General features: G+C 60.7%; 22 protein-coding genes and 1 pseudogene. 12 read left to right on the plus strand and 11 right to left on the minus strand.

What is annotated here, in order from left to right; all coding sequences use genetic code 11:
* Positions 1-104: 104 nt before the first annotated feature.
* Both AC13QO_RS25120 and AC13QO_RS25125 read right to left on the minus strand, forming a co-directional pair.
* The gene (locus AC13QO_RS25120; protein WP_488542189.1) at positions 105-1,559 is read right to left on the minus strand and encodes a UdgX family uracil-DNA binding protein; all 1,455 of its coding nucleotides are present in this window, start codon (positions 1,557-1,559) and stop codon (positions 105-107) included.
* Entirely contained in the window at positions 1,559-2,791 is a 1,233-nt protein-coding gene (locus AC13QO_RS25125) for a putative DNA modification/repair radical SAM protein (RefSeq protein WP_488542190.1), read from the minus strand. The genes AC13QO_RS25120 and AC13QO_RS25125 overlap by 1 nt, the downstream gene beginning before the upstream one ends.
* 266 nt (positions 2,792-3,057) lie before the next feature.
* On the opposite strand from AC13QO_RS25125, the gene greA reads away from it, so the two are divergent.
* Together greA and AC13QO_RS25135 are read left to right on the plus strand one after the other, a co-directional pair.
* Positions 3,058-3,534 carry a transcription elongation factor GreA gene (gene greA, locus AC13QO_RS25130; protein ID WP_085778873.1) on the plus strand — a complete coding sequence of 159 codons (477 nt, stop codon included), beginning with the start codon at positions 3,058-3,060 and terminating at the stop codon, positions 3,532-3,534.
* A gap of 26 nt (positions 3,535-3,560) precedes the next feature.
* Positions 3,561-4,619, plus strand: a complete 1,059-nt coding sequence (locus AC13QO_RS25135) for a glycosyltransferase family 4 protein (protein WP_488542191.1) — start codon at positions 3,561-3,563, stop codon at positions 4,617-4,619.
* 243 nt (positions 4,620-4,862) lie between these two features.
* Here AC13QO_RS25135 and AC13QO_RS25140 read toward each other — a convergent pair whose 3' ends face one another.
* Positions 4,863-6,197, minus strand: coding sequence for a dicarboxylate/amino acid:cation symporter (locus tag AC13QO_RS25140; RefSeq protein ID WP_488542192.1), 1,335 nt, complete (start codon positions 6,195-6,197; stop codon positions 4,863-4,865).
* A gap of 224 nt (positions 6,198-6,421) precedes the next feature.
* Between AC13QO_RS25140 and AC13QO_RS25145 the strand changes: the two genes are divergently transcribed.
* Together AC13QO_RS25145 and AC13QO_RS25150 are read left to right on the plus strand one after the other, a co-directional pair.
* Positions 6,422-8,296 carry a sensor histidine kinase gene (locus AC13QO_RS25145; RefSeq protein ID WP_488542193.1) on the plus strand — a complete coding sequence of 625 codons (1,875 nt, stop codon included), beginning with the start codon at positions 6,422-6,424 and terminating at the stop codon, positions 8,294-8,296.
* A 3-nt stretch (positions 8,297-8,299) separates the two neighbouring features.
* Positions 8,300-9,646, plus strand: coding sequence for a sigma-54-dependent transcriptional regulator (locus AC13QO_RS25150; RefSeq protein ID WP_488542194.1), 1,347 nt, complete (start codon positions 8,300-8,302; stop codon positions 9,644-9,646).
* A gap of 6 nt (positions 9,647-9,652) precedes the next feature.
* Here the strand turns inward: AC13QO_RS25150 and AC13QO_RS25155 are convergent, their stop codons facing one another.
* Positions 9,653-10,120, minus strand: a complete 468-nt coding sequence (locus tag AC13QO_RS25155) for an Lrp/AsnC family transcriptional regulator (RefSeq protein ID WP_064695956.1) — start codon at positions 10,118-10,120, stop codon at positions 9,653-9,655.
* A gap of 230 nt (positions 10,121-10,350) precedes the next feature.
* Between AC13QO_RS25155 and trxB the strand changes: the two genes are divergently transcribed.
* The 5 genes from trxB (at position 10,351) to AC13QO_RS25180 (ending at position 15,435) form a co-directional block, all read left to right on the plus strand.
* Positions 10,351-11,325, plus strand: a complete 975-nt coding sequence (trxB, locus tag AC13QO_RS25160) for a thioredoxin-disulfide reductase (RefSeq protein WP_430960351.1) — start codon at positions 10,351-10,353, stop codon at positions 11,323-11,325.
* A gap of 22 nt (positions 11,326-11,347) precedes the next feature.
* Positions 11,348-12,244, plus strand: coding sequence for a LysR family transcriptional regulator VtlR (locus AC13QO_RS25165; RefSeq protein ID WP_085778879.1), 897 nt, complete (start codon positions 11,348-11,350; stop codon positions 12,242-12,244).
* A 554-nt stretch (positions 12,245-12,798) separates the two neighbouring features.
* The gene (locus tag AC13QO_RS25170) at positions 12,799-13,092 is read left to right on the plus strand and encodes an ArsR/SmtB family transcription factor (protein ID WP_097596912.1); all 294 of its coding nucleotides are present in this window, start codon (positions 12,799-12,801) and stop codon (positions 13,090-13,092) included.
* 147 nt (positions 13,093-13,239) lie between these two features.
* Positions 13,240-14,364 (plus strand): alkene reductase, encoded by a 1,125-nt coding sequence (locus tag AC13QO_RS25175; protein ID WP_488542195.1) that lies wholly within the window; start codon positions 13,240-13,242, stop codon positions 14,362-14,364.
* 270 nt (positions 14,365-14,634) lie between these two features.
* Positions 14,635-15,435, plus strand: coding sequence for an aminoglycoside phosphotransferase family protein (locus tag AC13QO_RS25180; RefSeq protein ID WP_488542196.1), 801 nt, complete (start codon positions 14,635-14,637; stop codon positions 15,433-15,435).
* Here the strand turns inward: AC13QO_RS25180 and AC13QO_RS25185 are convergent.
* Positions 15,432-16,454 (minus strand): NAD-dependent epimerase/dehydratase family protein, encoded by a 1,023-nt coding sequence (locus AC13QO_RS25185; RefSeq protein WP_488542197.1) that lies wholly within the window; start codon positions 16,452-16,454, stop codon positions 15,432-15,434. The genes AC13QO_RS25180 and AC13QO_RS25185 overlap by 4 nt on opposite strands.
* Positions 16,455-16,548: 94 nt before the next feature.
* On the opposite strand from AC13QO_RS25185, the gene AC13QO_RS25190 reads away from it, so the two are divergent.
* Positions 16,549-17,451 (plus strand): LysR family transcriptional regulator, encoded by a 903-nt coding sequence (locus AC13QO_RS25190; RefSeq protein ID WP_488542198.1) that lies wholly within the window; start codon positions 16,549-16,551, stop codon positions 17,449-17,451.
* A 60-nt stretch (positions 17,452-17,511) separates the two neighbouring features.
* Positions 17,512-18,021, plus strand: coding sequence for a GrpB family protein (locus AC13QO_RS25195; protein WP_488542203.1), 510 nt, complete (start codon positions 17,512-17,514; stop codon positions 18,019-18,021).
* Between the two features lie 98 nt (positions 18,022-18,119).
* Here AC13QO_RS25195 and AC13QO_RS25200 read toward each other — a convergent pair whose 3' ends face one another.
* The gene (locus AC13QO_RS25200) at positions 18,120-18,413 is read right to left on the minus strand and encodes a DUF2188 domain-containing protein (RefSeq protein ID WP_085778883.1); all 294 of its coding nucleotides are present in this window, start codon (positions 18,411-18,413) and stop codon (positions 18,120-18,122) included.
* A 229-nt stretch (positions 18,414-18,642) separates the two neighbouring features.
* On the opposite strand from AC13QO_RS25200, the gene AC13QO_RS25205 reads away from it, so the two are divergent.
* Positions 18,643-19,740: a calcium:cation antiporter gene (locus AC13QO_RS25205; RefSeq protein WP_488542199.1), complete on the plus strand. Its 1,098-nt coding sequence runs from the start codon at positions 18,643-18,645 to the stop codon at positions 19,738-19,740.
* A 38-nt stretch (positions 19,741-19,778) separates the two neighbouring features.
* Here AC13QO_RS25205 and AC13QO_RS25210 read toward each other — a convergent pair whose 3' ends face one another.
* The 5 genes and pseudogenes from AC13QO_RS25210 to AC13QO_RS25230 form a co-directional block, all read right to left on the minus strand.
* Positions 19,779-20,468: a glycosyltransferase family protein gene (locus AC13QO_RS25210; protein WP_285191466.1), complete on the minus strand. Its 690-nt coding sequence runs from the start codon at positions 20,466-20,468 to the stop codon at positions 19,779-19,781.
* A gap of 73 nt (positions 20,469-20,541) precedes the next feature.
* Positions 20,542-21,411, minus strand: a complete 870-nt coding sequence (locus AC13QO_RS25215; RefSeq protein ID WP_488542200.1) for a 3-deoxy-manno-octulosonate cytidylyltransferase — start codon at positions 21,409-21,411, stop codon at positions 20,542-20,544.
* 47 nt (positions 21,412-21,458) lie between these two features.
* On the minus strand, positions 21,459-22,364 hold the full coding sequence (locus tag AC13QO_RS25220; RefSeq protein WP_488542201.1) for a glycosyltransferase family 8 protein: 906 nt from the start codon (positions 22,362-22,364) through the stop codon (positions 21,459-21,461).
* Between the two features lie 392 nt (positions 22,365-22,756).
* Positions 22,757-22,843 (minus strand): annotated as a pseudogene (locus AC13QO_RS25225) (type II toxin-antitoxin system Phd/YefM family antitoxin); the annotation flags it as partial.
* Between the two features lie 100 nt (positions 22,844-22,943).
* Entirely contained in the window at positions 22,944-24,146 is a 1,203-nt protein-coding gene (locus AC13QO_RS25230; RefSeq protein ID WP_285191462.1) for a pyridoxal phosphate-dependent aminotransferase, read from the minus strand.
* Between the last annotated feature and the right edge of the window lie 527 nt (positions 24,147-24,673).

Consider the following 24,673-nt stretch of genomic DNA (forward strand, 5'->3'; position numbering starts at 1 on the left):
GAGCAATTCCAGCAGAACTGTGCCGCAGTCTTGCTGGATTGCGTAAAAACAACGAGATAGCGCCATCGCTCGATGGGCGCTGGCGCTATCTCGCCGGAATCAATTTATCCGGCTAAGACCATAAGCCGCTGAATTTTCATCATATCCTCGCGAAACCGCGCCAGTTCCTCTGCCTTCAGCCGCTCGTCAGGAATACGCAGCAGATAGGATGGATGCACGGTGACGAAGAGCGTACGCCCTCCTTCGATCGCCATCGCCCTTCCCCTGACATCCTGCAGCCGTTCTTTCACATCGGTCAGCGCAGCAAGCGCCGTCGCCCCCATTGCGACGATCAGTTTCGGCTTGATCAGCACCAACTCCCGATCGAGCCACCAGCGGCAATGCTTCACCTCGCTCATATTGGGCTTCTGGTGGATGCGCCGCTTGCCACGCGGCTCATACTTGAAATGTTTGACCGCATTGGTGACGTAGAGCCTCGATCGGTCGATGCCGGCCTCTGCTATCACCTGATCGAGAAGCCTGCCGGCAGGTCCGACGAAGGGGCGGCCGGCAATATCCTCCTGGTCTCCCGGCTGCTCGCCGACAAACATCACCTGCGCATCGCGCGGCCCCTCCCCGAACACTGGCTGGGTGGCATTGGCATGCAGCGGACAGCGCGTGCAGACGGCGGCTTCCGCGCGCAGTGCTTCCAGCGTGCCCGCTGGAGCCTCAGGTTCTGCGAGGAGATTGCGTGCCGCCTGCTGCAAGCGGTCGTGGAACGGCAGCGATTGCGTCGCCTCCCGCGCCGCCATCTCCCGCACCTTGCTTTCGGCCGATGCAATCAAGCCAGGAATGAGATCCGCCTCCGGCAGGTTCTTCCAGTACTTCTTCGGCATCTCCGCCTGCATCGCCTTCACCTTCAATCGCGCCGGGTTGAAGATATTGGCGTAGTAGGTACGCCAGAGCTCGTCGGTGGCATCGCTGAGATTGGGCTTTTCACACGGCTCGTCGGCAATCGTCAGCCGCTCGCCGTCCCAGGCCGACGATCCCTTCGGCGTTGCAATCAGCCAGTCCATATCGTTGAAGCGCCGCTGGAAGAAGGGAGCCGTGCGTCTGACGATATGATGGTCCGGCTCGAACCAGGCGATAAATTTTCGACGTGCCGATGATACCGCACCTACTTCCTTGAAACGGACGAAGGCTGTCATCTTGTGCGCGTCACGCCGAACATTCTTCGCCATCAGCCTGGCCCGCACGACATCCTCATCGGAAGCCACTTCAAGCAGTCGCCGGTCCAATTGCAGCCGCCAGAGCAGACGGTAAAGCAGGGAAAATCGCGCCGGATCGGAATGGCAGAGAACCGTCTCCGCAAGCTCGATGAAAGCGGGCGGCACCGTCATTGGCTTGCGTGATGTCGCAGGCTCCGGCGGCATGGCATCGCGTTGAAACGAAAGATCGGCCTCAGTGCTTTTTTCGCGCCAGTCGATCTCCTCGGGCAATATGCCGGCGGCTGCCAGGGCGCGCGCGGCATCCCGCCATTCGCCTAAATCTCCGCGTCCCGCAAGCATGACCCTGCGCATCACAGCAACGACAATTGTTCAGGCTGCGGCTCAAACATGGCGCGCAGGTCCGGGCGGTCGATCAGCCGTCGGGGCGACCAGCCTTCCGCTGAGATGAAGGCCTGAACTTTCTTGACCGAGACGCCGAGCCGCGAGAGATCGTCGAGCCGCAGGCGACGAAAACGGCGCGCCGAAACGATCGCCTTCACAGTTTTGGTGCCGAGGCCCGGCACACGCAGCAGTCGCTCACGCTCAGACTTGTTGATGTCGACCGGAAACTCGCCCCGGTTGGCAAGGGCCCAGGCAAGCTTTGGATCGAGATTGAGATCAAGCATGCCGTCCGCCTGGCTTGCGGTGATTTCCTCGATGCCGAAACCGTAGAACCGATACAGCCAGTCCGCTTGGTAGAGCCGGTGTTCTCGCATCAGCGGCGGTTTGATCAGCGGCAGGTTTTTCGAAGCGTCGGGGATGGGGCTGAAGGCGGAGTAATAGACGCGCTTCAGGCCATAGCTGCTGTAAAGCCGGCCGCTGCTCGCAAGGATAGTGGCGTCATTGGCCCCGTCCGCGCCCACGATCATCTGCGTGCTCTGGCCGGCCGGGACGAAACGCTGTCGTTTCCTCGTCTTTAATGTCGGCTCACTGGCCGCCTCGATCTTGAGCCGGAGGTCCCCCATCGATCGCCTGATACTGGCAGGCTTCTTCTCCGGTGCGAAACGGGTAATCCCGCTATCGGTCGGCAGCTCGATATTGAGCGACAGCCTGTCGGCATGAAGCCCCGCCTCCTCGATCAGATGCGGCGACGCCTCGGGGATCGCCTTGAGATGGATGTAGCCCCGGAAACTATGCGTCACCCGCAGTTCGCGGACGATGCGGACCATCTCCTCCATCGTATAATCGGAAGAGCGGATGATGCCGGAGGAAAGGAAGAGGCCTTCGATATAGTTGCGGCGGTAGAATTCCAGCGTCAGCCAGACGACTTCCTCCGCCGTGAAGCGTGCCCGCTCGACATTGCTGGAGGAGCGATTGACGCAATAGGCGCAGTCATAGATGCAGAAATTGGTGAGCAGGATCTTCAGAAGCGAAATGCACCGCCCATCCGGAGCATAGGCATGGCAGATGCCGGATCCCTCGGTCGAACCCAGTCCGCCGCTTCTGCTCGAATCGCGTTTCACCGTGCCGCTGGAAGCACAGGAAGCATCGTATTTCGCGGCGTCTGAAAGGATGGCCAAACGTTCGGTTAGCGACTTCTTCATTAGAACGTTCACTATATGTTCTTGGCTGCAAAGTCAATCCCGACGTCCCCGCTTCTGCCCCGTTTTGGCGCACATCACCTGACGTACCAGCGGGTTGCGTTTCATTTATGCGAATTTTCTGGAAATCAGCCGTGGCGATCTGCTATAAGCATGCAACTATGATTGTGGCACGGTTCCGAAGCTCCCCTTCGGGACCTGTTTTCTTTTGTGTGTGCCTGACTGTGCTGACGCAAGACGGGCGGCCGCAAGGAGTGAAGGACAGAAAAATGGTTGATAAGGTACCGATGACACAGGGTGGTTTCGTCAAGCTGCAGGAAGAGCTGCGCTGGCGTCAGCAGGAAGAGCGTCCCCGAATCATCGAGGCGATCGCCGAAGCCCGTGCCCATGGCGACCTTTCCGAAAATGCCGAATACCACGCCGCCAAGGAAGCCCAGAGCCACAACGAGGGCCGCATCACCGAGCTGGAAGACCTAACGGCGCGCGCCGAAGTTATCGATCTCACCAAGATGTCGGGCGACAAGATCAAGTTCGGCGCCAGGGTGAAGCTCGTCGACGAGGACACCGAGGAAGAAAAGACCTACCAGATCGTCGGCGACCAGGAAGCCGACGTCAAGGCCGGCCGCATCTCCATCTCCTCCCCGATCGCCCGTGCGCTGATCGGCAAGGAAGTCGGCGATTCCATCGAGGTCAACGCGCCCGGTGGCTCCAAGGCCTACGAAATCCTCCAGGTTTCCTGGGGCTGATCGCCCGCCAGACATGAGATCCATCCTTGCCGGACATTCGTGACGTCGAGATCATCGCGCCCAACTTCAAGCGCCGGCTCTCCGGCGTCACCTCGACCATCGTCCAGCTCATCCCATGTCAGATCCGGCTTGGCATGCGCATAGCAACGCTCGGGCCGGGCCTGCCGGAGGCCCTGCCAAAACTGAGTTGGGCGCAGCTTTTCGGGCTCTGGCGCCCGCCGGCCCGGCGCCGTCACCGCGTCTGGCACGCCCGCCGCAACAATGAGATGGCCGTCGGCATCCTGCTTTGCCATGTCCTGCGCATGCCGCTGAAGCTGCTCTTCACCTCGGCCGCGCAACGCCGTCACACCGCCTATACGAAATGGCTGATCCGCCGCATGGATGCGGTAATCGCGACCAGCGACCGTTCCGGCTCCTATCTCGAGGTGCCTCACACGGTCATCCAGCACGGCGTCGACCTTTCCTTGTTCCACCCGCCGGAAACGGCCGACGATGGCATTGGCGCCACCGGGCTGCGCGGACGCTATCTCGTCGGCTGCTTCGGCCGCGTGCGTCATCAGAAGGGCACCGATCTCTTCGTCCAAGCGATGATCGAACTCTTGCCGCAGCACCCCGAATGGACGGCCGTCGTCTCCGGCCGCGTGACGGCGGAGCACACCGCCTTCGGCGAAAAGCTCAAGGCCGATGTCGCCGCCGCGGGCCTCGCCGACCGTATCCTTTTCCTCGGTGAAGTGCCCGATATCAAAATCTGGTATCGCCGTTTGACGCTTTATGTAGCCCCTTCCCGCAATGAGGGCTTCGGTCTGACGCCGCTCGAAGCCATGGCCTCGCGGACCGCGGTGGTGGCATCGGACGCCGGCGCCTATGCCGAACTCATCGCCGAAGGCGAGACCGGCGCGGTGGTGGCCGCCGGCGATGGTGAGGCGCTGACCCGGGCCATCGCCCCCTATATCGCGGATCCGGCGCTGGCGATCGCGCATGGCGAGAATGCGCTGCGTCATGTCCGGGCGAATTTCGCGCTGGAGAAGGAAGCAAACGCGATCGGCGCCGTCTATGATCGCCTTCTCGGCGACAATCGTGGCTGAGCAGAACGAAACCGGGCTCGTTGGATAACGGGCCTGGGGCGGCTGAAGAAAGTCCGCCGACCCTCCTTCGTCATGCTCGGGCTTGTCCCCCGGTTGTCCGGAGCATCTGCCTCGGGTCGGTAGCAGATCCTGGGCACAAGACTGCACAATGGCCGGGAATGACGACGAGAGAACGAAATTCTCGATACGCGAACGGCCCGTTGTGGAACGGGCCGCTGCAAGGATTACCAACGATCGGCTGGTCTATTCGGCGGGCTGAAGTCCGCCGGCCGGTGCCGCCTCTTCCGTCTGGCCGCCGAGAGCTGCGGCGAGCTGCGCGGTATCCAGTTCCTTTTCCCAGCGTGCCACGACGATCGTCGCGACCGCATTGCCGACGAGGTTGGTCAGCGCCCGACATTCCGACATGAAGCGGTCGATGCCGAGGATAAGCGCCATGCCGGCGACCGGCACGGAGGGCACGACGGAGAGCGTCGCGGCAAGCGTGATGAAGCCGGCGCCGGTGATTCCAGCAGCCCCCTTCGAGCTCAGCATCGCCACGAGCAGCAGCAGGATCTGATCACCCCAGGAGAGCTGGATGCCGGTTGCCTGGGCAATGAAGAGGGCGGCCAGCGTCATGTAGATATTGGTGCCGTCGAGATTGAAGGAATAGCCTGTCGGGATGACGAGGCCGACGACCGAGCGCTTGCAGCCGGCCTTTTCCATCTTGTTCATCAGCCCTGGCAGTGCGGCCTCGGACGACGAGGTGCCTAGAACCAGCAGCAGCTCTTCCTTGATGTAGCGCAGCAGCGCCAGGATCGAGAAGCCGTTGTAGCGGGCGACGGCGCCGAGAACGACGAGTACGAAGAGCAGCGAGGTGATGTAGAAGGTGCCGATCAGCATGGCGAGGTTGGCGATCGAACCGATGCCGTATTTGCCGATGGTGAAGGCCATGGCGCCAAAGGCACCGATCGGGGCGGCCTTCATCAGGATGGCGACAAGTTTGAAGACAGGAGCCGTCAGCGCATTGAGGAAGGTCACAACCTGCTCACCCTTTTCGCCGACCATGGCGAGCGCAATGCCGAACAGCACCGAGAAGAACAATACCTGCAGAATATCGCCATCGGCAAAGGCGCCGACAATCGTCGTGGGGATGATGTTCGTGAGGAAGCCGACGATGCTCTGCTCATGCGCCTTCTCGGCAAAGGTGGCGACGGCCTTCGGGTCGAGCGAAGCCGGATCGATATTCATGCCGGCGCCGGGCTGAATGACATTGGCGACGACCATGCCGATGACGAGCGCCAAGGTCGAGAAGGTCAGGAAGTAGAGCATTGCCTTGCCGGCGACGCGGCCGACCTTCTTCAAGTCGCTCATGCCGGCAATACCGGTCGCAACCGTCAGGAAGATGACCGGCGCAATGATCATCTTGACGAGTTTGATGAAGGCATCGCCGAGCGGCTTCAGCTGCGTGCCGAGTTCGGGGTAGAAATGGCCGAGCAGGATACCCGCGGCGATGGCGGCGAGAACCTGAACGTAAAGATGGGCATAAAAGGGTTTTCTGCGCTTGCTTTCCGCGACTGCATCGAATGGTGCTGCGATCATGATGTCCTCCTAAAGGCTCGTCCGGAACGAACTCCGGCCTCCCGAGCCGTTCGCTTCACTCCAACAGCTCAGCCGTTGTTGCCATCTCTTTCGCAAGCGCCGTGCCAGTTTCGGGTAGCCTTTCTAGAGCGTTGTATTTCCTGGATAAAAACTTTCTATGGGCCTTTGGGTCTTTCAGAAGATGCGAAAAACCACACAAATCTATTTGCGTCTCGTGCGGAAAGATGCACAAATCCTCCATGTCCTTGTCAGTCTCGCAAAGGCCTTGGCCCTCCTTGCCCTTGCAGCACCGCATCCGCCGGATGTGGTGGGCCTATGCAGTGCTCGCCCTCTCAGCAGTCGTCGCATGCCTCTGGGTCAGCGGCGAGATCGGCCGGCGCCGGGCAGAGGCGGCCCTGGAGGAACAAGCACGCACCGATGCGAGAATGAATGTAGCGCTGCTGCGCACGGTCCTCGAAAAATACCGGGCGCTGCCCTTCGTTCTGTCGCAGGATACCGCGCTCGCCGCCGCCTTGGCGGGGCGCGACGCCGCCACGTTCAATGAGCTCAGCCGGAAGCTGGAGACGCTGGCCGCCGGCACGAAGGCTGCCGTCATCTACGTCATAGACAAGAACGGCATCGCGGTTTCGGCCAGCAATTGGCGCGAACCGACGAGCTTCGTCGGCAATGACTATCGTTTTCGCGAATACTTCCAGGGCGCGGTCACGGAAGGACAGGCCGAGCATTTCGCGCTCGGGACGGTCAGCAAGAAGCCGGGCCTTTATATTTCCCAGCGGATATCAGGCAGCAGCGGTCTTCTGGGCGTCGTCGTCGTCAAGGTGGAATTCGACGATGTCGAGGCGGATTGGAATGCCTCGGGCGCACCGTCCTACGTCATCGACGATCGCGGCATCGTCCTCATAACAAGCATTCCCTCGTGGCGGTTCATGACGATCGGCCGGATCGCCGAGGATCGGCTGACGGCGATCCGCGAGAGCCTGCAATTTGGTGATGCGCCGCTTCAGCCATTGCCGCTCGATATCGTCCGACATCTGGGCGAGCGGCTTGACGTCGTCGAGATCGTCATGCCCGGCGGCGCAGGAAAAACCAGCTTCCTTGGGGTCGCGATGCCAGTCCCCGCAACCAGGTGGCATCTGCAGCATCTTGTAGCGCTGGGGCCGTCCTTCGATGCGGCGGTCCGCGAAACGCGCATGCTGGCGCTGCTCTTGCTTTTGCCGGTTCTGGCAGGCGCCGCCTTCCTCCTGCGCCGCCGCCAGACGATCACGCTCAGGATCTTCAGCGAACAGCAGGCGCGCGAAGAACTGGAACGGCGCGTAGCCGAGCGGACGCTCGATCTCAGCCAGGCGCGGGATCGCCTGCAGGCCGAGATCACCGGTCACCGCAGCACGGAGCAGAAGCTCCAGGCGGTACAGCAGGATCTGGTGCAGGCCAACCGGCTGGCAATCCTGGGTCAGGTGGCCGCCGGCGTCGCCCACGAGATCAACCAGCCGGTGGCGACCATCCGCGCCTATGCCGATAATGCCCGCACCTTCCTCGAGCGCGGCCAAACCGCGCCTGCCTGCGAAAATCTTCAGAACATCGCAGCGCTGACACAGCGCATCGGCACGATCACCGAGGAGCTGAAGACCTTCGCCCGCAAGGGCCGCAGCAGTGCCGAGCCGACTGGCCTGAGGGAAGTCATCGAGGGTGCGGTGATGCTGTTGCGCAGCCGCTTTGCCGGCCGCATGGATACGCTTGACATCGAGCTGCCGCCGGCCGCGCTGCAGGTCATGGGAAACCGGATCCGCCTCGAGCAGGTGCTCATCAATTTGCTTCAGAACGCCCTGGAGGCAGTGGCGCCGAAGGCTGAGGCGGGGCGCGTCGAGGTCAGAACATCAACCGATGCGGACATGGTGACCCTGACGGTCGTCGACAACGGCCCCGGCATTTCGCCTGAAATCCGCAAGGGCCTGTTCACGCCGTTCAACACATCGAAGGAGAGTGGTCTCGGCCTCGGGCTCGTCATCTCCAAGGATATTGTCGGCGATTACGGCGGCCGGATGGAGGTTGAGAGCAATGGCGAAGGAAGCCGGTTCATCGTTCATCTGAGGAAGGCTTAGGTCATGGACACACGGAGCCCGGTTGCGCTGATCGACGACGACAGGGACCTGCGCCGCGCCACAGCCCAGACGCTGGAGCTCGCCGGCTTCTCCGTTTTCGCCTATGATGGCGCCAAGGCGGCGCTGGCGGACCTGCCGGCGGACTTCGCCGGCCCCATCGTCACCGATATTCGCATGCCCGAGATCGACGGGCTGCAACTCTTCGCCATGCTGCAAAGCATGGATGCCGACCTGCCGGTGATATTGATGACCGGCCACGGCGATATTCCGATGGCCGTACAGGCCATTCAGGATGGCGCCTATGATTTCATCGCCAAGCCCTTCCCTGCCGACAGGCTCGTCCAAAGCGTGCGCCGCGCCAGCGAAAAACGTCGGCTCGTTCTGGAAAACCGCATGCTGCGCAAAGCAGCCGAAGATGCGCAAGAGACTTTGCCGCTGATCGGCCAGACGCCCGTCATGGAGAATCTCAGAAAAATTCTTCGCCACATCGCCGATACCGACGTCGACGTGCTCATTGCCGGCGAGACCGGCAGCGGCAAGGAAGTGGTCGCGCAGATCCTGCATCAGTGGAGCTACCGCCGGAAGGGCAATTTCGTCGCGTTGAACTGCGGGGCGCTCCCCGAAACCGTCATCGAAAGCGAGCTGTTCGGCCATGAGGCCGGCGCCTTTACCGGTGCCCAGAAGCGCCGTATGGGCCGCATCGAACATGCAAGCGGCGGCACGCTCTTCCTCGACGAGATCGAGAGCATGCCTCTGGCCACGCAGGTCAAGATGCTGAGAGTGCTGGAGATGCGCGAAATCACCCCGCTCGGCACCAACGAGGTGCGCCCGGTGGATCTGCGCGTCGTCGCAGCCGCCAAGATCGACCTCGGCGATCCCGAGGTGCGCGGCGATTTTCGCGAGGATCTCTATTACCGGCTGAATGTCGTGACGATTTCCATTCCGCCGCTGAGGGAGCGCCGCGACGATATTCCGCTGCTGTTTTCCCATTTCGCCGCCCGCGCGGCCGAGCGCTTCCGCCGCGATGTCCCGCAGCTTTCAGAGAATGTTCGGCGGCATCTTGTCACCCACGCATGGCCGGGCAACGTCCGCGAGCTCTCCCACTATGCCGAACGGGTGGTGCTGGGCGTTGAGGGCCGCGGAGCGACGCTCGTTTCCCCGCAGTCGACCGGCGGCACGTTGCCCGAACGGCTGGAACGCTACGAGGCGGAGATCATCCGCGACGCGCTTTCGGCGAATGACGGCGACGTGCGCCGCACCATCGAAGCGCTCGGCATTCCGAGAAAGACCTTTTACGACAAGCTGCAGCGCCACGGCATCAACCGGGGCGGCTATGCCTCGCGCAAATAGACTGTGTCAGACTTCGACCAGTCCCAGCTTCTTCACCTGCCGGATCGTCAGCATGGTGCGTACGGTGTCGACATGTTCGTTCGCCGTCAGAATCTCGATGACGAAATCCTGGAAATGGGTGAGATTTTCAGCGACGCAATGCAGCAGGAAATCGCTGTCGCCCGAGACCATCCAGGCCTGGCGCACCAGCGGCCATTCGGTGGTGGCGGCGGCAAACGCCTTGAGGTTGCCTTCCGACTGGTGTTTGAGGCCGACCATACAGAAAGCAACCAGATCGAAGCCGAGCTTCGGGCTGTTCAGCATGGCGTGATAGCCCTCGATGATGCCGGCTTCTTCGAGCTTGCGCACCCGGCGCAGGCAGGGCGGCGCCGATATGCCGACACGGTCGGCGAGTTCGACATTGGTCATGCGGCCGTCGGCCTGCAGCTCCCGGAGGATCTTTATGTCGATGACGTCGAGTTCCGTGCGACCCACATCATGGCCTTTCTTTAATTCTTCCCGGCGAGCTTCTATATAAAGCGGCGGAATACGCAAGAAAGTTTCAAGCCGATGACGGATTCTTGCACAGCAAGGCGATTGCCTTGTTGGTAATGCAAGGCTGCCCTTGAATAAAAGCATTGGACGTTCATAAATGGCGCATGGACCGCGAAACGGCCGTAATCGCACTTTAGCCGCCGCCCTCCTGCCAGTCGAAAGGAAATGACATGCCCGCCCGCCACACAAAGGTGCTCATTATCGGTTCCGGACCTGCGGGCTATACCGCCGCGGTCTATGCCGCGCGCGCCATGCTGAAGCCGGTTCTGATCGCCGGCCTCGAACAGGGCGGCCAGTTGATGATCACCACCGATGTCGAGAACTATCCCGGCTTTGCCGATCCGATCCAGGGTCCGTGGCTGATGGATCAGATGCTGCAGCAGGCAAAACATGTCGGCGCCGAGATCATCAACGATCTAGTGACCGAAGTCGACACCAACCAGCGCCCCTTCGTCGCCCGCACCGACAGCGGCCAGGTCTGGACCGCCGATACGCTGATCATCGCCACCGGCGCCAAGGCCAAGTGGCTCGGCATCGAGAGCGAACAGCATTTCCAGGGCTTCGGCGTTTCGGCCTGCGCCACCTGCGACGGCTTCTTCTATCGCAACAAGGATGTCATCGTGGTCGGCGGCGGCAACAGCGCCGTCGAAGAGGCGCTCTACCTCTCCAACATCGCCAAGTCGGTGACCGTCGTTCACCGCCGCGATTCTTTCCGCGCCGAAAAGATCCTGCAGGAGCGCCTGTTCGCGAAAGAAAACGTCAAGGTGTTGTGGAACACCGAAGTGGCCGAGATCACTGGCACGCCGGCCAAGCCACCGATGCCGCAATCCGTATCCGGTGCTCGCCTGCGCGACGTCAGGACCGGCGCGATCACCGAAATGCCGGTCGACGGCGTCTTCGTCGCCATAGGTCATGCCCCGGCAACCGAGCTGTTCAAGGGCAAGCTGAAGCTCAAGGACAATGGCTATCTCTGGACGGCGCCTGATTCGACCGCGACCAGCCTGGAAGGGGTCTATGCCGCCGGCGACGTGACCGACGATACGTTCCGCCAGGCGATTACCGCCGCCGGCATGGGATGCATGGCAGCACTCGAAGCCGAGCGCTACCTGACGGGCCACATGCCCGTCGCCGTGGCCGCGGAGTAAAACCGGCATGAGGGGTGGGGGAATGCCATTGGATTGGGACAAGCTGCGTATCTTCCACGCAGCTGCCGAGGCGGGTTCGTTCACGCATGCGGCTGATAAACTGCATCTGTCCCAATCCGCCATCAGCCGCCAGGTGAGCGCGCTGGAGCAGGATGTCGGCACCAAGCTGTTTCACCGCCATGCGCGCGGCCTGATCCTGACGGAACAGGGCGAACTGCTCTACCGCACCGCCCATGACGTGCTGCTGAAGCTCGAAACCGTCAAGATGCAGTTGACCGAGACGACCGAGACGCCGTCCGGCAAGCTGCGCGTCACCACGACTGTCGGCCTCGGCCAGGGCTGGCTGACCGACAAGATTCAGGAATTCCTGCAGCTTTATCCCGATGTGCAGATCCAGCTCATCCTCGACAATGAGGAAGTGGATGTGAACATGCGCCACGCCGACTGCGCAATCCGCCTTCGTCAACCGCAGCAGTCCGACCTCATCCAGCGCAAGCTCTTCACCGTGCACATGCACGTCTATGCAGCACCTTCCTACATCAACCGCCATGGCGAACCTCAGAAGATCGAGGACCTCGACAATCACCGCATTATCACCTTCGGCGAACCGGCGCCGAGTTACCTGCTCGATGTCAACTGGCTCGAAGTGGCTGGCCGTTCGTCCGACAACAAGCGGATCCCGCATCTCCAAATCAACAGCCAGACTTCGATCAAGCGCGCTTGCCTGCTCGGAATCGGCGTTGCCTGCCTGCCGGACTATATCGTTGGCCGCGATCCTGGCCTTATTCAGCTGCCGATCAATGCCGACGTACCGTCGTTCGACACGTATTTTTGCTATCCTGACGAGATCAAGAATGCCGCCAAGTTGAAGGCTTTCCGCGATTTCATTGTCAGCAAAGCCAGAAACTGGAATTTTTAAGCCAGATTTATGGAATGATTTCCATACTATGCGGTGAGCGCATGACTGGCATGCACAAATGAGGGTTGCCGTTTGCCCATTAAACCACCATATCGCACATAGCTGATGCACATGGTGGCTTTTCCTCCCAGTTCCACCGCATTAGCTGTTCCCCTCTGGAGGTTTTTGAACCTTCACACTTATAAGGGCCCTGGTTTTCCAGCGGCCCTCTTTTTTTGCCTTGCCGCCTCGACAAATGCCGCGCCGCAAAAAATTTGTGCGGCGCATAGCAGGCATGCACAAAAAAGCATTGAAACCTGCCTAAGGAAGCACCATATCCAACTCAGCTGATGCATTTCGTGGTTTCTCTCCCAGTTCCACCGCATTAGCTGTTCCCCTCTGGAGGTTATTGACCTTCACAATTCAAAGGGCCCTGGTTTTTCCGGTGGCCCTCTTTTTTTGCCCAAAATTTGCTCAATCGACAAAAGCCGCCGCCTCACGTGTCCGTGATTTGCATATCGGCATTCAACGATCAATATATCGTTCAAACACGATTTATAGTTCGGCAAACAACGATGGACAAAGACGAGATTATCAAGGCCCTCGCCCACCCAACCCGGATGGACATTCTGAGCTGGCTGAAGAATCCCGAGGAACATTTCCCCACGCAGGAGCATCCCTTTGAAATGGGCGTCTGCGCCAGCCAGTTCGAGCGCTGCGGCCTATCTCAATCCACCGTCTCGGCTCATCTCGGAACCCTGCAGCGCGCCGGCCTCGTCACCACCAGACGCGTCGGCCAGTGGATCTTCTACAAGCGCAACGAAGAAGCGATCGCTGCTTTCCTCAAGCAGCTGACACAGGATCTCTAGAATGCCCTTCTCGTCACCCGCGTTCCACTCGCCGCAGCCCTGATGGCCCTCATCAGCCTGGGTGCGACGGCGTTCACCTATCTCTCCGCTAAGGGCCGGGCCGCCCTCGCCCCGCAGAGTGATCCTCCCGCAAAAGAAAGGACCATCATGGCCAAGCTTTTTGAACCCACCAAGGTTGGCGACATCTCAGTCAAGAACCGCATCGTCATGGCGCCGCTCACCCGCAACCGCTCGCCGGGTGCTATCCCCAATGACCTCAATGTCGAATATTACCGCCAGCGCGCCACCGCGGGTCTGATCATCACCGAAGCGACCGCGATCACCCATCAGGGCCAGGGTTACGCCAACGTGCCTGGCCTTTACAGCAAGGAAGCGCTCGACGGCTGGAAGCGGGTGACCGACGCCGTCCACGCAGCCGGCGGCAGGATCGTCGTCCAGATGTGGCATGTCGGCCGCATCTCGCACACGACGCTGCAGCCGGACGGCGGCAAGCCGGTCTCCTCGACCAATCGTATCGCCAAGGCCAAGACCTATCTGGTCAATGCCGACGGCAGCGGCAGCTTTGCCGATACCTCTGAGCCGCGCGCGCTCGAAACGTCCGAAATTCCCGGCATCATCGAGGATTACCGAAGGGCGGCCCGCGCCGCCATCGACGCCGGCTTCGACGGTGTCGAGATCCATGGCGCCAATGGTTATCTGCTCGATCAGTTCATCCGCGATGGCGTCAACGACCGCACCGACCAATATGGCGGCTCGATCGAAAACCGCACCCGCCTCACCTTCGAGGTCGTCGATGCGATCGTGAAGGAAATCGGCGCAGGCCGCACCGCAATCCGCATTTCGCCGGTAACGCCCTCTGGCGAAAGCTACGATTCCAATCCGCAGGCGACCTTCACCCATGTCGTCGAGGGGCTGGCCAGATACGGCCTCGCCTATATTCACGTCATCGAAGGCCAGACCGGCGGCGACCGTGATTACCGGCAGGGCGACAACCCCTCCTTCGATTACAAGGCGCTGCGCCAGGCTTATGAGAAGGCCGGCGGCAAGGCCAGCTGGATGGTCAATAACGGCTATGACCGCGATCTCGCAATGGACGCCGCCGAAAGCGGCCGCGCCGATCTGATCGCCTTCGGCAAACCCTTCATCGCCAATCCCGATCTCGTCGAAAGGCTGGCAAAGAACCTGCCGCTCAACACGCCTGACCAATCGACCTTCTACGGCGGCACCGCCAAGGGCTACCTCGACTATCCCACCCTCGAAAAGGTCGCCTGAGGTTTCTGCTTCAAGAAATTCGGGCCGAACGCGGGGTTTCCTGAGGCTGCCGACAACCGTCGCAAACCCCGCGACGTCATCCTCCGCCATGTGCCAAGGAGCTGCGCCGGTCAAGTTAATTGATTGGAAAACGGGCGTTTCCTTGTCAAGCAATAGCGGTGGTCAGATGCTCGGCACAAGGCCGCGCATGGCGGCCGAGACTTTCTCTGCAAACGCAGAAATCCCATCGAGAGATGGAATTTCTGCGTTCAATATCCCTATATAGGATGCATGTTTGCTCCCTACCTCGATCGCTGGTCGCTCATATCGGACGGCGAGCCCATCATCACCCATTCCAGCCGCCTGCTGCCGGTCCTCTGGCAGGAGAGACCCGCCATGCTGAAAGTGGCGACGGATATCGACGAACGATACGGCGCACTGTTGATGCAGTGGTGGGAGGGCGACGGCGCGGCTCATGTCTACGAACACGAAGGCGACGCTGTGTTGCTGGAAAGGGCAACCGGGAAACGCTCCCTGCTTGTCATGGCGATGGACGGAGAAGACGACGAAGCGAGCCGCATTCTCTGCCGCACCGCCGCGCGGCTGCATGCGCCGCGCGAAAGACCGCTCCCCGATCCCATTCCCCTCACCCGCTGGTTCCGTGATCTCGAGCCGGCCGCCGGCAAACATGGCGGCACGCTTGCCGATTGCTCTGCGATCGCCAACGCCCTCCTTGCCGATCCGCGCGATCTCGCCGTCCTCCACGGCGACATCCACCACGGCAACATTCTCGATTTCGAGGAGCGGGGTTGGCTGGCGATCGATCCGAAACGGCTCCACGGCGAGCGCGGTTTCGATTTCGCCAATATCTTCGCCAACGAGGAACTACCGTCGATCACCGACCCCGCCCGCTTCCGCCGCCAGCTCGCCATAGTCTCTGCGGAGGCGGGGCTGGAGCCGAAGCGGCTGCTGCAATGGATCGCCGCCTATTCCGGCCTTTCCGCCGCCTGGTTTCTTGGCGACCCCAATATCGAACAGGCGGAGACTGCCTTGAAGGTCGCGCGCATCGCGCTGGCCGAGCTGGCGGCCTAAGGCGCCTTCTGCAGTGCATGCCCGATAAAGGCGGCCGCGGTGTCACGACGCGCTTCGGGCAGGCAGCCGAGCGCCACGAGTGAGGCTCTTACCGCCTCGTCGATCGGTGTGCGCGGCTCCTCGCCAAGTTCGGCCACAAGCTTCGCGTTGTTCATCCTGAGCGGCACTTTCCAGAGATAGCGCATCTCGTTGATCTCCCGCATCAACGGAATGAAAGGCGCGGCGAGCGGCACGATCCACCAAGGAAACCGCCTGATCTTCGCCTTGCCGCCGGCGACACGCTTGATCGCTTCTGCCATCTGCATGCCATCCGCATCCCAGAAGCCATCCATGTGATAGATGGCGAAGGACGGCAGCCGATCGGCCCGCTCGATGAGTTGGGCGATGGTTTCCGCCATATCCGGCAGATAGGTCCACTGATGGCCGATGCCGCGTCGCCCGGGATTCTTGATGGTGCCGACCGGCTTGCCCGGCGTCACCAGCCCCGATGAGAACCAGCTATTGGCCGTTGCGCCTGGACCGAAGAAATCGCCGGCACGGACGATGATGGCACCGGTGCCCGATTGCGCAGCCGCCTTCAGTCTCTTTTCCATCTCGACCCGGATCGCTCCCTTCTTTGTAAGGGGACGCTGCGGGCTTTCCTCCGTCGGCGACTGCAGGGCATCGGGACCGAAATTATAGACGTTGCCCGGCAGCACGATGCGGGCACCGGCGATGCGAGCGGCAGCGATCGTATTGTCGAGCATCGGCAGCACCAGCCTTTCCCAATCGCGATAGCCGGGCGGATTGACCGCGTGGACAATCAGGCCAACACCTTCAGCCGCCTCCAGCACGTCGCCGGCATTCATCGCGTCGCCCTGCACCCATTCGAATGCCGGCTCGTTCTTCGACGCCTTGGCGGCGTCACGGCTGAGCGCCCTGATGCGCCAGCCACGGGCCAGAAGCTTGCGCGCGATCGCGCCGCCGATGCCGCCGGTCGCGCCGAGAACCAGTGCGGTGATCTTCATCTCTCCATTCATCGCAATCATCTCCTTCAATTGCACGAGATGACTATGCTCCTGCTTCCAGATAAACGAAATTGACGAAATAACTGGCTTAGCTATACAAAAACATATGACGCTCGAACCAAGCTGGGATTTCTACCGCAGTTTCCTGACCGTGCTCCAGCAGGGGTCGCTTTCGGCGGCTGCGCGCGAACTGGGGCTGACCCAGCCGACCATAGGCCGTCATGTCGATGCTCTGGAACAGGCGATCGGCGCCGAGCTCTTCATCCGGTCGCCGAACGGCCTCCTGCCGACCGACGCCGCACAGGCGCTGAAACCCTATGCCGAAACGCTGTCGGCAACCGTCGCTGCCCTTTTGCGCACGGCATCCGGTGAGCGAGAGAAGGTAGCCGGAACGGTCAGAGTCAGCGCCAGCGAGGTCGTCGCCGTCGAAGTCTTGCCTCGGATTCTCGGGCCGCTGCAGGAAGCCTATCCCGAACTCCACATCGAGCTCTCGGCATCCGATGCGATTGAAGATCTGGTAAATCGCGAGGCCGATATCGCCGTGCGCATGGCCGAGCCACAGCAGCGTACTCTTATCGTGCGCCGCATCGGCGACTTCCCGATCGGCTTCCACGCCCACCGACGGTATCTCGAACGGCATGGCATTCCGCAAACCATGGCGGACCTCGCCACTCACCGGCTCATCGGCTTCGACCGGCAGACGGCCTACGTCCGCATGGTGATGAAACGCTATCCGGCGCCCGAAGGCATCAAATTCGCCTACAGGACCGACAGCAATCTTGCTCAGCTCTCTGCAATCCGCGCTGGCGTCGGCATCGGTCTCTGCCAGATCGGACTGGCACGGGAAAACCCCGACCTCGTGCATGTCCTTCCCGATGCGTTCGAAATTCCGCTCGGCACATGGGTGGTCATGCACGAAAGCTTGAAGACCTCACCGCGCTGCCGCGCCACGTTCGACGCGCTGGTCAAGGGCCTCCGGGCCTACCATCATCACTCGACCGGCGCGTAAGTAGAAAAACGAGATCGATTTTTGGTGAGAATCAATGGCAATCTCGCAGCTCCTATGGAGATGACGATGCACAAGCCGGTTGAACTCGTGAGTTATGACAGGGAATGGCCGGAAGCTTTCCAGCGCATCCGAGCCAGGCTGCTGGCCTTGCTTCCGCAGGCGCTCGCCATTGATCACGTCGGCAGCACCGCCATACCTGATATGACCGCCAAGTCGCTCATCGATATCGACATCGTTCTTCCCGGTCTGGAGCATATCGAACCTGCGACGCAGGTGCTTCTCTCGGAAAATTACGAGCCGCGCGGCAATCGCTACGACGACGAGGTTTGGGCATTTTTGTCGAGAGATTCGTCGCCGGCGGAGCGGGTCTACCTTTGCCGGGCCGGCAACGGCACGCATCGAAACAGGCTGGCTTTCCGGGATTATCTCATCGCACATCCGGAGGCGGCGGCCGATTATGCCGCGCTCAAACGCAGGCTGGCAGCCGAATTCAGAATGGACGGCGATCGTTATACCGCTGAGAAGCGCGAATTTGTCGACACGATCGTCACGCGGGCATTGAAGGGATAGATCATGTCGCGCAAAAGTGTGCGCGATTTTGCGATAACGGCATGCGCGAAACAAAGGCCCAAAACGCAGCAAGCGAATTTGAAAGATCGCGACGCGCTTTAGGGTTGACGTCCCGCGCTCTGCGAGGCTCCGGCCATACGCTCCTGCCATAAGCCGTCGACCACCTCGGTTTCCGGTCGGTCGCCGCCCTCGGCATATTCCTCATGCCATTTGCCGTTTTCGTCCTGCCAGCTGATCTCGGCGGAATCGCCCCCGACCTGCTGTTCGGCCGCGACGATGCGCGCAGCTTCGAGCGCCTCGGCATGGGTCGGGAATGCCTCGGAATAGACGCCTCCCAGCCTGTAGGCCCAACCGCCGTCATGTGGCACGACTTCATAGACCACCTTGATCATGCATCCGTCTCCTCATCATCTTGTTGCGCATTCGCATGCTTCCGGACAGGGTCCGGATCATCGCGGCCGCGTGACGAGAATTCGAGGACGCCGCGATCTGCTTTCCGGCCCCGAGGGCGTCAGTATTCCATTAAACGCCCAAGACTGCAAATAGCAGAGTGCCGCCGCTTGCTTCCCATCCGAAATCAGTGACTTACTTAAAAGCGTGAATCGCAACGGGAGCTGAGATTTGGGCATCGCGTCACGCCTTAAAGAGGAGAAGTTCCTGGTCACCGCACTCGTCGTCGCGCTGACCGCCCACCTTCTGGAGCATGCGGTTATGGAAATGGGGCGCGGCTTGGCGCTCGTCGCCGCCGCAGCACTCGTCGCCACCATCGTACTCGCCTCGATCCGCGTCGCCCATCATGCCGAACTGCTCGCCGTCAAGGTCGGTGATCCCTACGGCACAATGATCCTGACACTTTCAGCCCTCGCCGTCGAAGTCATCATTCTCGCTATCATGATGAGGGGCGAGAGCTCGCCAACCCTCGTGCGCGACACGATCTACTCGGCCCTGATGTTGGATATAAACGGCATCCTCGGTCTCGCAGCTCTCCTCGGCGGCCTCAAGCATGGGGAGCAGCCCTACAACGACAATTCGGGCAAGACCTACGGCGTGATGATCCTCACCGCCATGGGCATTTCGATGATCGTGCCGGAATTCGTGCCGAGCGATAAGTGGCACTATTATTCCGCCTTCACCATCATCGCGATGATCGCTCTCTACGGCCTCTTCCTGCGCATGCAGGTCGGCCAGCACAGCTATTTCTTCAGCTACAGCTACCCGCGCTCCGAGCGGAAGAAGGAAAGTCACCACGGACACGGCGCCGACGGACCGGCGGCCGTCTCGATCGCCACCATTCTCGTCGGAGTCGTCATTATCGGCATGCTGGCGGAATTCATGTCGGCCTTCATGACCGAAGGCCTGCGCGACAGCGGCACGCCGATCGCGGTCACGGCCGTCGTCGTCGCGGCGATTTCGGCCGCCCCCGAAATCCTGACCGCCTTGCGGGCGGCGCTCAAGAATCGAATGCAGGCGACCGTCAACATCGCCATGGGCGCCTCGCTATCGACGGTGATCCTGACGGTGCCCGTGATGGAGGCGATCGCACTCTATACCGGCCAGCCCTTCATCATGGCGATGACCCCGGTGCAGACGGTGATGGTGACGATCACCTTGATTGCCGCCGCGATCAACCTCAACGACGGCGAGACAAACGCCATCGAGGGCATGACACATTTCATCCTCTTCGCCACCTTCGTCATGCTGACGGCGCTGGGGCTCTGAGGCCTCCCTCCCCGCGGAGAAGGGACGGAACAGGCTGTTTAGGCAGGCTGTTGGGCGAAGAGCAGGCGTTCACGGGCTGCGAACCATTCCTCGGCGTAATCGTCGTTCTTGTATTCCTCGAAATATGGCCCGCCATCGGTAAAATGGACGTTCTTGGCATCTTCGCGGTAGTCGTATTCATTGACGAGGTAATTCCACGTCACCGGTAATTCGCCGATGAGGTCTTCATTCTCCAGCCATTTGAACTGATGCAGTTGCAGCCCGGTCGCGGTATTGACGTATTCCGGCGTCAGCGCGCGGCATTCGTCATTGTTGAAGAGGATGAGGCTCGACCAGTTCTTCTTTTCGTACTTGGTCTGCGTCTGGCCGAGGAACTTGGTGTCGATCTTCGGCCGGTAATCGTGTTTGACGCACATGACGGCGTAACGCTCGTCGCGCAATGCCCAAAGCTCAGCAATATCGGCACGCATCAGCATGTCGCAATCCATGAAGATGCTCCAGCCCTCATAACCACTGAGATATGGCGTCAGGAAACGCGAGAAGGAGAACTCCGTGGATTGCAGCGCGTTGCGCTGGCGGGTGAAAATCCTGCCAAGATTGGAGAGCGCAATGGGCGAGAACTCGACCGGGATCGACGACTTCTCGATGATGCTCTGCACGAGAACGTGGTAGGCGACCACTTCCTTGGGATCGAATCCCACAAATATTCGGACGTTCTGTTGTTCCATTGTCCACCTTGATCGCCAGCATCGGCAACAGCTTTCTTCGCCACCCACGCCTGTTAGCTAAGGCCTGCGATAGTCATCCCTTCGACTTTTCGAGAAAACGCTGCTTGCGGGTTTTCGGTTTGAACCGCCGAAAGAAATTATCGACGGCGCGGATGAATTTAGTGACGGACATCAGCCTGTCGATCTGGCTGTTCGTATTGTCGAGCCGCTCCGACAAGACTTCAGCCGCGGTCATCGCGATCTCGATCGGCGGCACCTCGGGAAACCGTTTGGCAAGCGCCGAATAGGGGCTGGCATCGACGCCGCCCATCATCGAGATCGAACCCATTCGCGCAAAGAGACGCAGGAAAATCTGCTCGAATGTCCAATCGTGAACGTCGAACACCTTCCACTTCTCGCTCCGCTTCGCCGAAAAGCCGGCAAGCAGGATCTTGCCCGGCAACTGCAGATCGGCGAGCCACAACGCTACCGCAAAGCCGCTCGTCGCGATCTTGCCGATCGGATAGAGATCGGCGAGCATTTGCGTCAGATCGAGGTGACGGGCTTTAGCGCCTTCGAAGCGGCTCGTTTCGCTGAAATTTTCCTCGACGGAGACCCGGATATTGACGACGCCGAGGAAATCGTCGCCGCCAAAGAAGCGCAAGACATCCGCCGTTTCGCGCCGGTGGACGATATGGGCGCCCATCACGTCGCTGCGGGCAACCAGCATGGAATGGCCGACGAAGGGTTCGTCGAGCACCTTATAGACCTTGTTGAAGAAGACGTAGAGCGCCGTCTCCGGCAATTCGCTCCGCAGCCGTTCGAGATCGACCGCCTCGCTATTTGCTATTAGCACGATATGGGAGTAGCCCGACAACAGCGCCTTCCAAGCGTCCGGCGTCAGGAAATCGAAGCCGCCATCCGGAGCGGTCGTAGCCTTGTTATCGCTGGGGATTGATTCCATATCGGCTCACATGCACTTTCCAAAGACGATGCGCTCGGCCCGCCCGACTAGCTGTTGCTGAAATAGGCGCGCATCCGGGCAAGCCGCGTCAGGCCGCCGATCTGCTTTCCCACATGCGAGAGGAAGCCCGCCACTCGGTCCGTCGTCGACGGTTGCCTGCAGAAGGACGTCCACGCTGTGTTGCGAAGATCTTCGGCATAACGATTGGCCATCCGCCGGTGCGCCCAGGGGACGTTCGCCTGCCACGGCTTCTTGCGGCCGGTAAAATGAAAGATGGCCGGCCGATCAACGAAAGGCAGCAGGCCCGTCTGCGTATTCCAGCGCGGATGGAGCACCAGCCAGTCGCCGTCGAAAGTGACGTTCAGCGCATCCTGGTCGTTGTTCTCGAACAGGTGCGACCGCTGCTCGAAGATTTCCCGGGTTCTGGGGAAGAGCCCCCTCGCTCGGCAAGCCGACCAGTCGAACAGCAATACGCCGGCATTGAAGTAGCGGCCGCCCTCGCCCATGCCGATCTTGCGCTGGCGCGCGCCCGATTTCTCGGGAAAGGCCATGACATAGTCGTCAACGGCGGCAAGCGCCTTGCCTTGAAAATCAAGGGTGAAGAGTTCATCAACCGGCGCAACCGCCAGCACGTCGGCATCGAGGTAAAGCAGGCGCTCGACATGGCCTGGTATATCCCGATCCATATAGAGCCGCGCCAGCGTGGCGGCGGACCAGCGGCCTCGCGCCTGGAGGCCGGGATCTGGCGTCTTATAGGGCAACACCCTGATCGCCATATCGTGAAGCCGCCCAAAATTATCGACCTCGGCGACCTCGTGCGGCTTGAGGTCGATGCCGAGAAGCAGGAACTCTACACCGGCATTCGTAAGATTGCGCTTGACGGAAAGCAGAGTGCAGCAGGCGGCCGGGAGCATGTTAACGTCAGAACAGACGATGACGGCACTCTGCTGCAAAATCCGGCCCCCCGAAGCGCCAAATTGAACTTGATGCCGGATATCTAGTTGGTTTGGCGTCCGCCCGCAACCGCAGATCACCCGCCCTACCGGCACTCCGCGTCACCTTTTGAATCGGAATTCAACAACTTGCGAGGCGAAGCGGATTCAATACGGCAACGTGTTGAATCGGGATGTGAGCTTAGAGCCTTTCCTGGTCAGATTGCAGCATTCTGTTGGCTCTAACGGAGTTGGATGGTCGATCGGCCGGCGCGCGTCGTAGCCCAGATCTACGGCCAAGCCGGCCGGTCGATCAGCCGGCCCGTTTCGGCCAACCCTCCCGCAGATTTGCCTGGCAAATCTGCAAGACTTCAGAATCGCCGGACGCACTTATCGCTTCGCCACGGCGAAGCGGTGACGACAATGGTCTCGCCTGCCTCGACCTCGCGGGCAAGCTCGGTCAGGCGGTTCTTCGCGTCACGGATCGAAACGGTCTTCATGATGCCAAATGTATCCACATGCAGCTACACCATCAACGCCGGATAAATAAAAGGCCTACCATCACCGGCAGGCCTTGAATCGATGTTGTCGCGGTTCGCTTTACTTGCAAGCGCCGCAGAAGCGCTGGATGCGGCGGCAGGCTTCCTCAAGCAGATCTTCCGATGTCGCATAGGAGATGCGGAAATTCGGGCCGAGGCCGAAGGCGGAGCCGTGAACGACGGCGACGCCTTCCGACTCCAGAAGCTCGGAAACGAAATCTTCGTCCGTCTCGATGACCTTGCCCGACGGCGCCGTTTTGCCGATCAGGCCGGCGCAGGACGGATAGACGTAGAAGGCGCCTTCCGGCACTGGGCAGACGATACCCTTGGCCTGGTTCAGCATGGAGACGACGAGGTCGCGGCGACCTTCGAAGATCTTCTTGTTCGCCGGGATGAAGTCCTGGGTGCCGTTCAGCGCTTCGACAGCCGCCCACTGGGCGATCGACGTGGCACCCGAGGTCTGCTGACCCTGGATCATGTCCATGGCCTTGATGAGCTGGAGCGGGCCTGCGGCATAGCCGATACGCCAGCCGGTCATCGCATAGGCCTTGGAGACGCCGTTCATTGTCAGCGTGCGGTCATACAGGCTGGGCTCGACCTCCACGGGCGTGACGAATTTGAAGTCGCCATAGGTCAGGTGCTCGTACATATCGTCGGTCAGCACCCAGACATGCGGATGCTTCATCAGCACATCGGTCAGCGCCTTCAGCTCGGCATGCGTATAGGCCGCGCCCGTCGGGTTGGACGGCGAGTTGAAAATGAACCACTTCGTCTTCGGGGTGATCGCCTTTTCGAGATCGGCAGGCTGGAGTTTGAAGTTATGCTCCTGGGTAGCCGAAACGAACACCGGCGTGCCGCCGCAGAGCGCCACCATCTCCGGATAGGACACCCAGTAGGGCGCCGGAATGACGACCTCATCGCCCGGGTTCAGAGTCGCCATGAAGGCGTTGAACAGGATCTGCTTGCCGCCGGTGCCAACGATCGTCTGTTCCCAGGAATATTCAAGGCCGTTCTCGCGCTTGAACTTGGCGGCGATCGCCTTGCGCAGCTCAGGGATGCCGGAAACCGGCGTATACTTCGTCTCGCCACGGTTGATCGCGTCGATGGCAGCTGTCTTGATATTGTCTGGCGTATCGAAATCCGGCTCGCCTGCGCCGAGGCCAATGACGTCGCGTCCTTTCGCTTTCAGCTCACGCGCTTTCTGGGAGACGGCGATGGTGGCTGAAGGCTTCACACGGGAAAGAGCATCGGCAAGGAAGGCCATGATATCGGTCCTATTGGTTGAAACGGGCAGAAAGCCGGGACCGGAGTTCTGCGGTTAGCTCTATGTCCAATGTATGACGGCATTTCAAGCGCAAAGGCGTGATGGCGGCAATGATTCTTATTGATCGTTTTGCCGCACTGGCAAACCGACCCGCTCTCCATTTCGGCGCGGCTTGCGGCGCACGGTCGAAGCGCTCCGCAGCCAAGCACGCTTGCGGCGGGATTTAGCTCAGCCTAATCCTCCTCCCGATCCGATGCCGGCGCGTATCGGGCGTCAGGGAGGGTACGGTTAGAAATGACGGACGTCCGGGAATTGAACCAGGCCGAAGCTCGGCAATATCAGTAGCAGACGACAGGCCAGGACATCGCTCGCCGCAACTACCTGAGCCTCGGTACGGCGATCCTGCCGCCACGAATAAGCCGTAACAAATGCAATCCGCCGCCGCAATTCGGTCGCGAGGGCGCCGAGATCGAAGCTGCATCATTCCCTCATCCAAAATTGGTTATTGAGGGTAGGCCAATGTTTCT

This window comes from Rhizobium sp. CNPSo 3670, from assembly GCF_057784555.1.

What these genes read in the sequence shown, in the direction of transcription:
- AC13QO_RS25175 (WP_488542195.1), top strand. Translation starts at nt 13,240, where the DNA reads ATGGCCAAGCTTTTTGAACCCACCAAGGTTGGCGACATCTCAGTCAAG.
- AC13QO_RS25230 (WP_285191462.1), bottom strand. Translation starts at nt 24,146, where the DNA reads ATGGCCTTCCTTGCCGATGCTCTTTCCCGTGTGAAGCCTTCAGCCACC.
- AC13QO_RS25200 (WP_085778883.1), bottom strand. Translation starts at nt 18,413, where the DNA reads ATGATCAAGGTGGTCTATGAAGTCGTGCCACATGACGGCGGTTGGGCC.
- AC13QO_RS25215 (WP_488542200.1), bottom strand. Translation starts at nt 21,411, where the DNA reads ATGGAATCAATCCCCAGCGATAACAAGGCTACGACCGCTCCGGATGGC.
- AC13QO_RS25140 (WP_488542192.1), bottom strand. Translation starts at nt 6,197, where the DNA reads ATGATCGCAGCACCATTCGATGCAGTCGCGGAAAGCAAGCGCAGAAAA.
- AC13QO_RS25170 (WP_097596912.1), top strand. Translation starts at nt 12,799, where the DNA reads ATGGACAAAGACGAGATTATCAAGGCCCTCGCCCACCCAACCCGGATG.
- AC13QO_RS25185 (WP_488542197.1), bottom strand. Translation starts at nt 16,454, where the DNA reads ATGAATGGAGAGATGAAGATCACCGCACTGGTTCTCGGCGCGACCGGC.
- AC13QO_RS25195 (WP_488542203.1), top strand. Translation starts at nt 17,512, where the DNA reads ATGACGATGCACAAGCCGGTTGAACTCGTGAGTTATGACAGGGAATGG.
- greA (WP_085778873.1), top strand. Translation starts at nt 3,058, where the DNA reads ATGGTTGATAAGGTACCGATGACACAGGGTGGTTTCGTCAAGCTGCAG.
- AC13QO_RS25145 (WP_488542193.1), top strand. Translation starts at nt 6,422, where the DNA reads ATGCACAAATCCTCCATGTCCTTGTCAGTCTCGCAAAGGCCTTGGCCC.
- AC13QO_RS25120 (WP_488542189.1), bottom strand. Translation starts at nt 1,559, where the DNA reads ATGCGCAGGGTCATGCTTGCGGGACGCGGAGATTTAGGCGAATGGCGG.
- AC13QO_RS25180 (WP_488542196.1), top strand. Translation starts at nt 14,635, where the DNA reads ATGTTTGCTCCCTACCTCGATCGCTGGTCGCTCATATCGGACGGCGAG.
- AC13QO_RS25165 (WP_085778879.1), top strand. Translation starts at nt 11,348, where the DNA reads ATGCCATTGGATTGGGACAAGCTGCGTATCTTCCACGCAGCTGCCGAG.
- AC13QO_RS25125 (WP_488542190.1), bottom strand. Translation starts at nt 2,791, where the DNA reads ATGAAGAAGTCGCTAACCGAACGTTTGGCCATCCTTTCAGACGCCGCG.
- AC13QO_RS25210 (WP_285191466.1), bottom strand. Translation starts at nt 20,468, where the DNA reads ATGGAACAACAGAACGTCCGAATATTTGTGGGATTCGATCCCAAGGAA.
- trxB (WP_430960351.1), top strand. Translation starts at nt 10,351, where the DNA reads ATGCCCGCCCGCCACACAAAGGTGCTCATTATCGGTTCCGGACCTGCG.
- AC13QO_RS25150 (WP_488542194.1), top strand. Translation starts at nt 8,300, where the DNA reads ATGGACACACGGAGCCCGGTTGCGCTGATCGACGACGACAGGGACCTG.
- AC13QO_RS25190 (WP_488542198.1), top strand. Translation starts at nt 16,549, where the DNA reads ATGACGCTCGAACCAAGCTGGGATTTCTACCGCAGTTTCCTGACCGTG.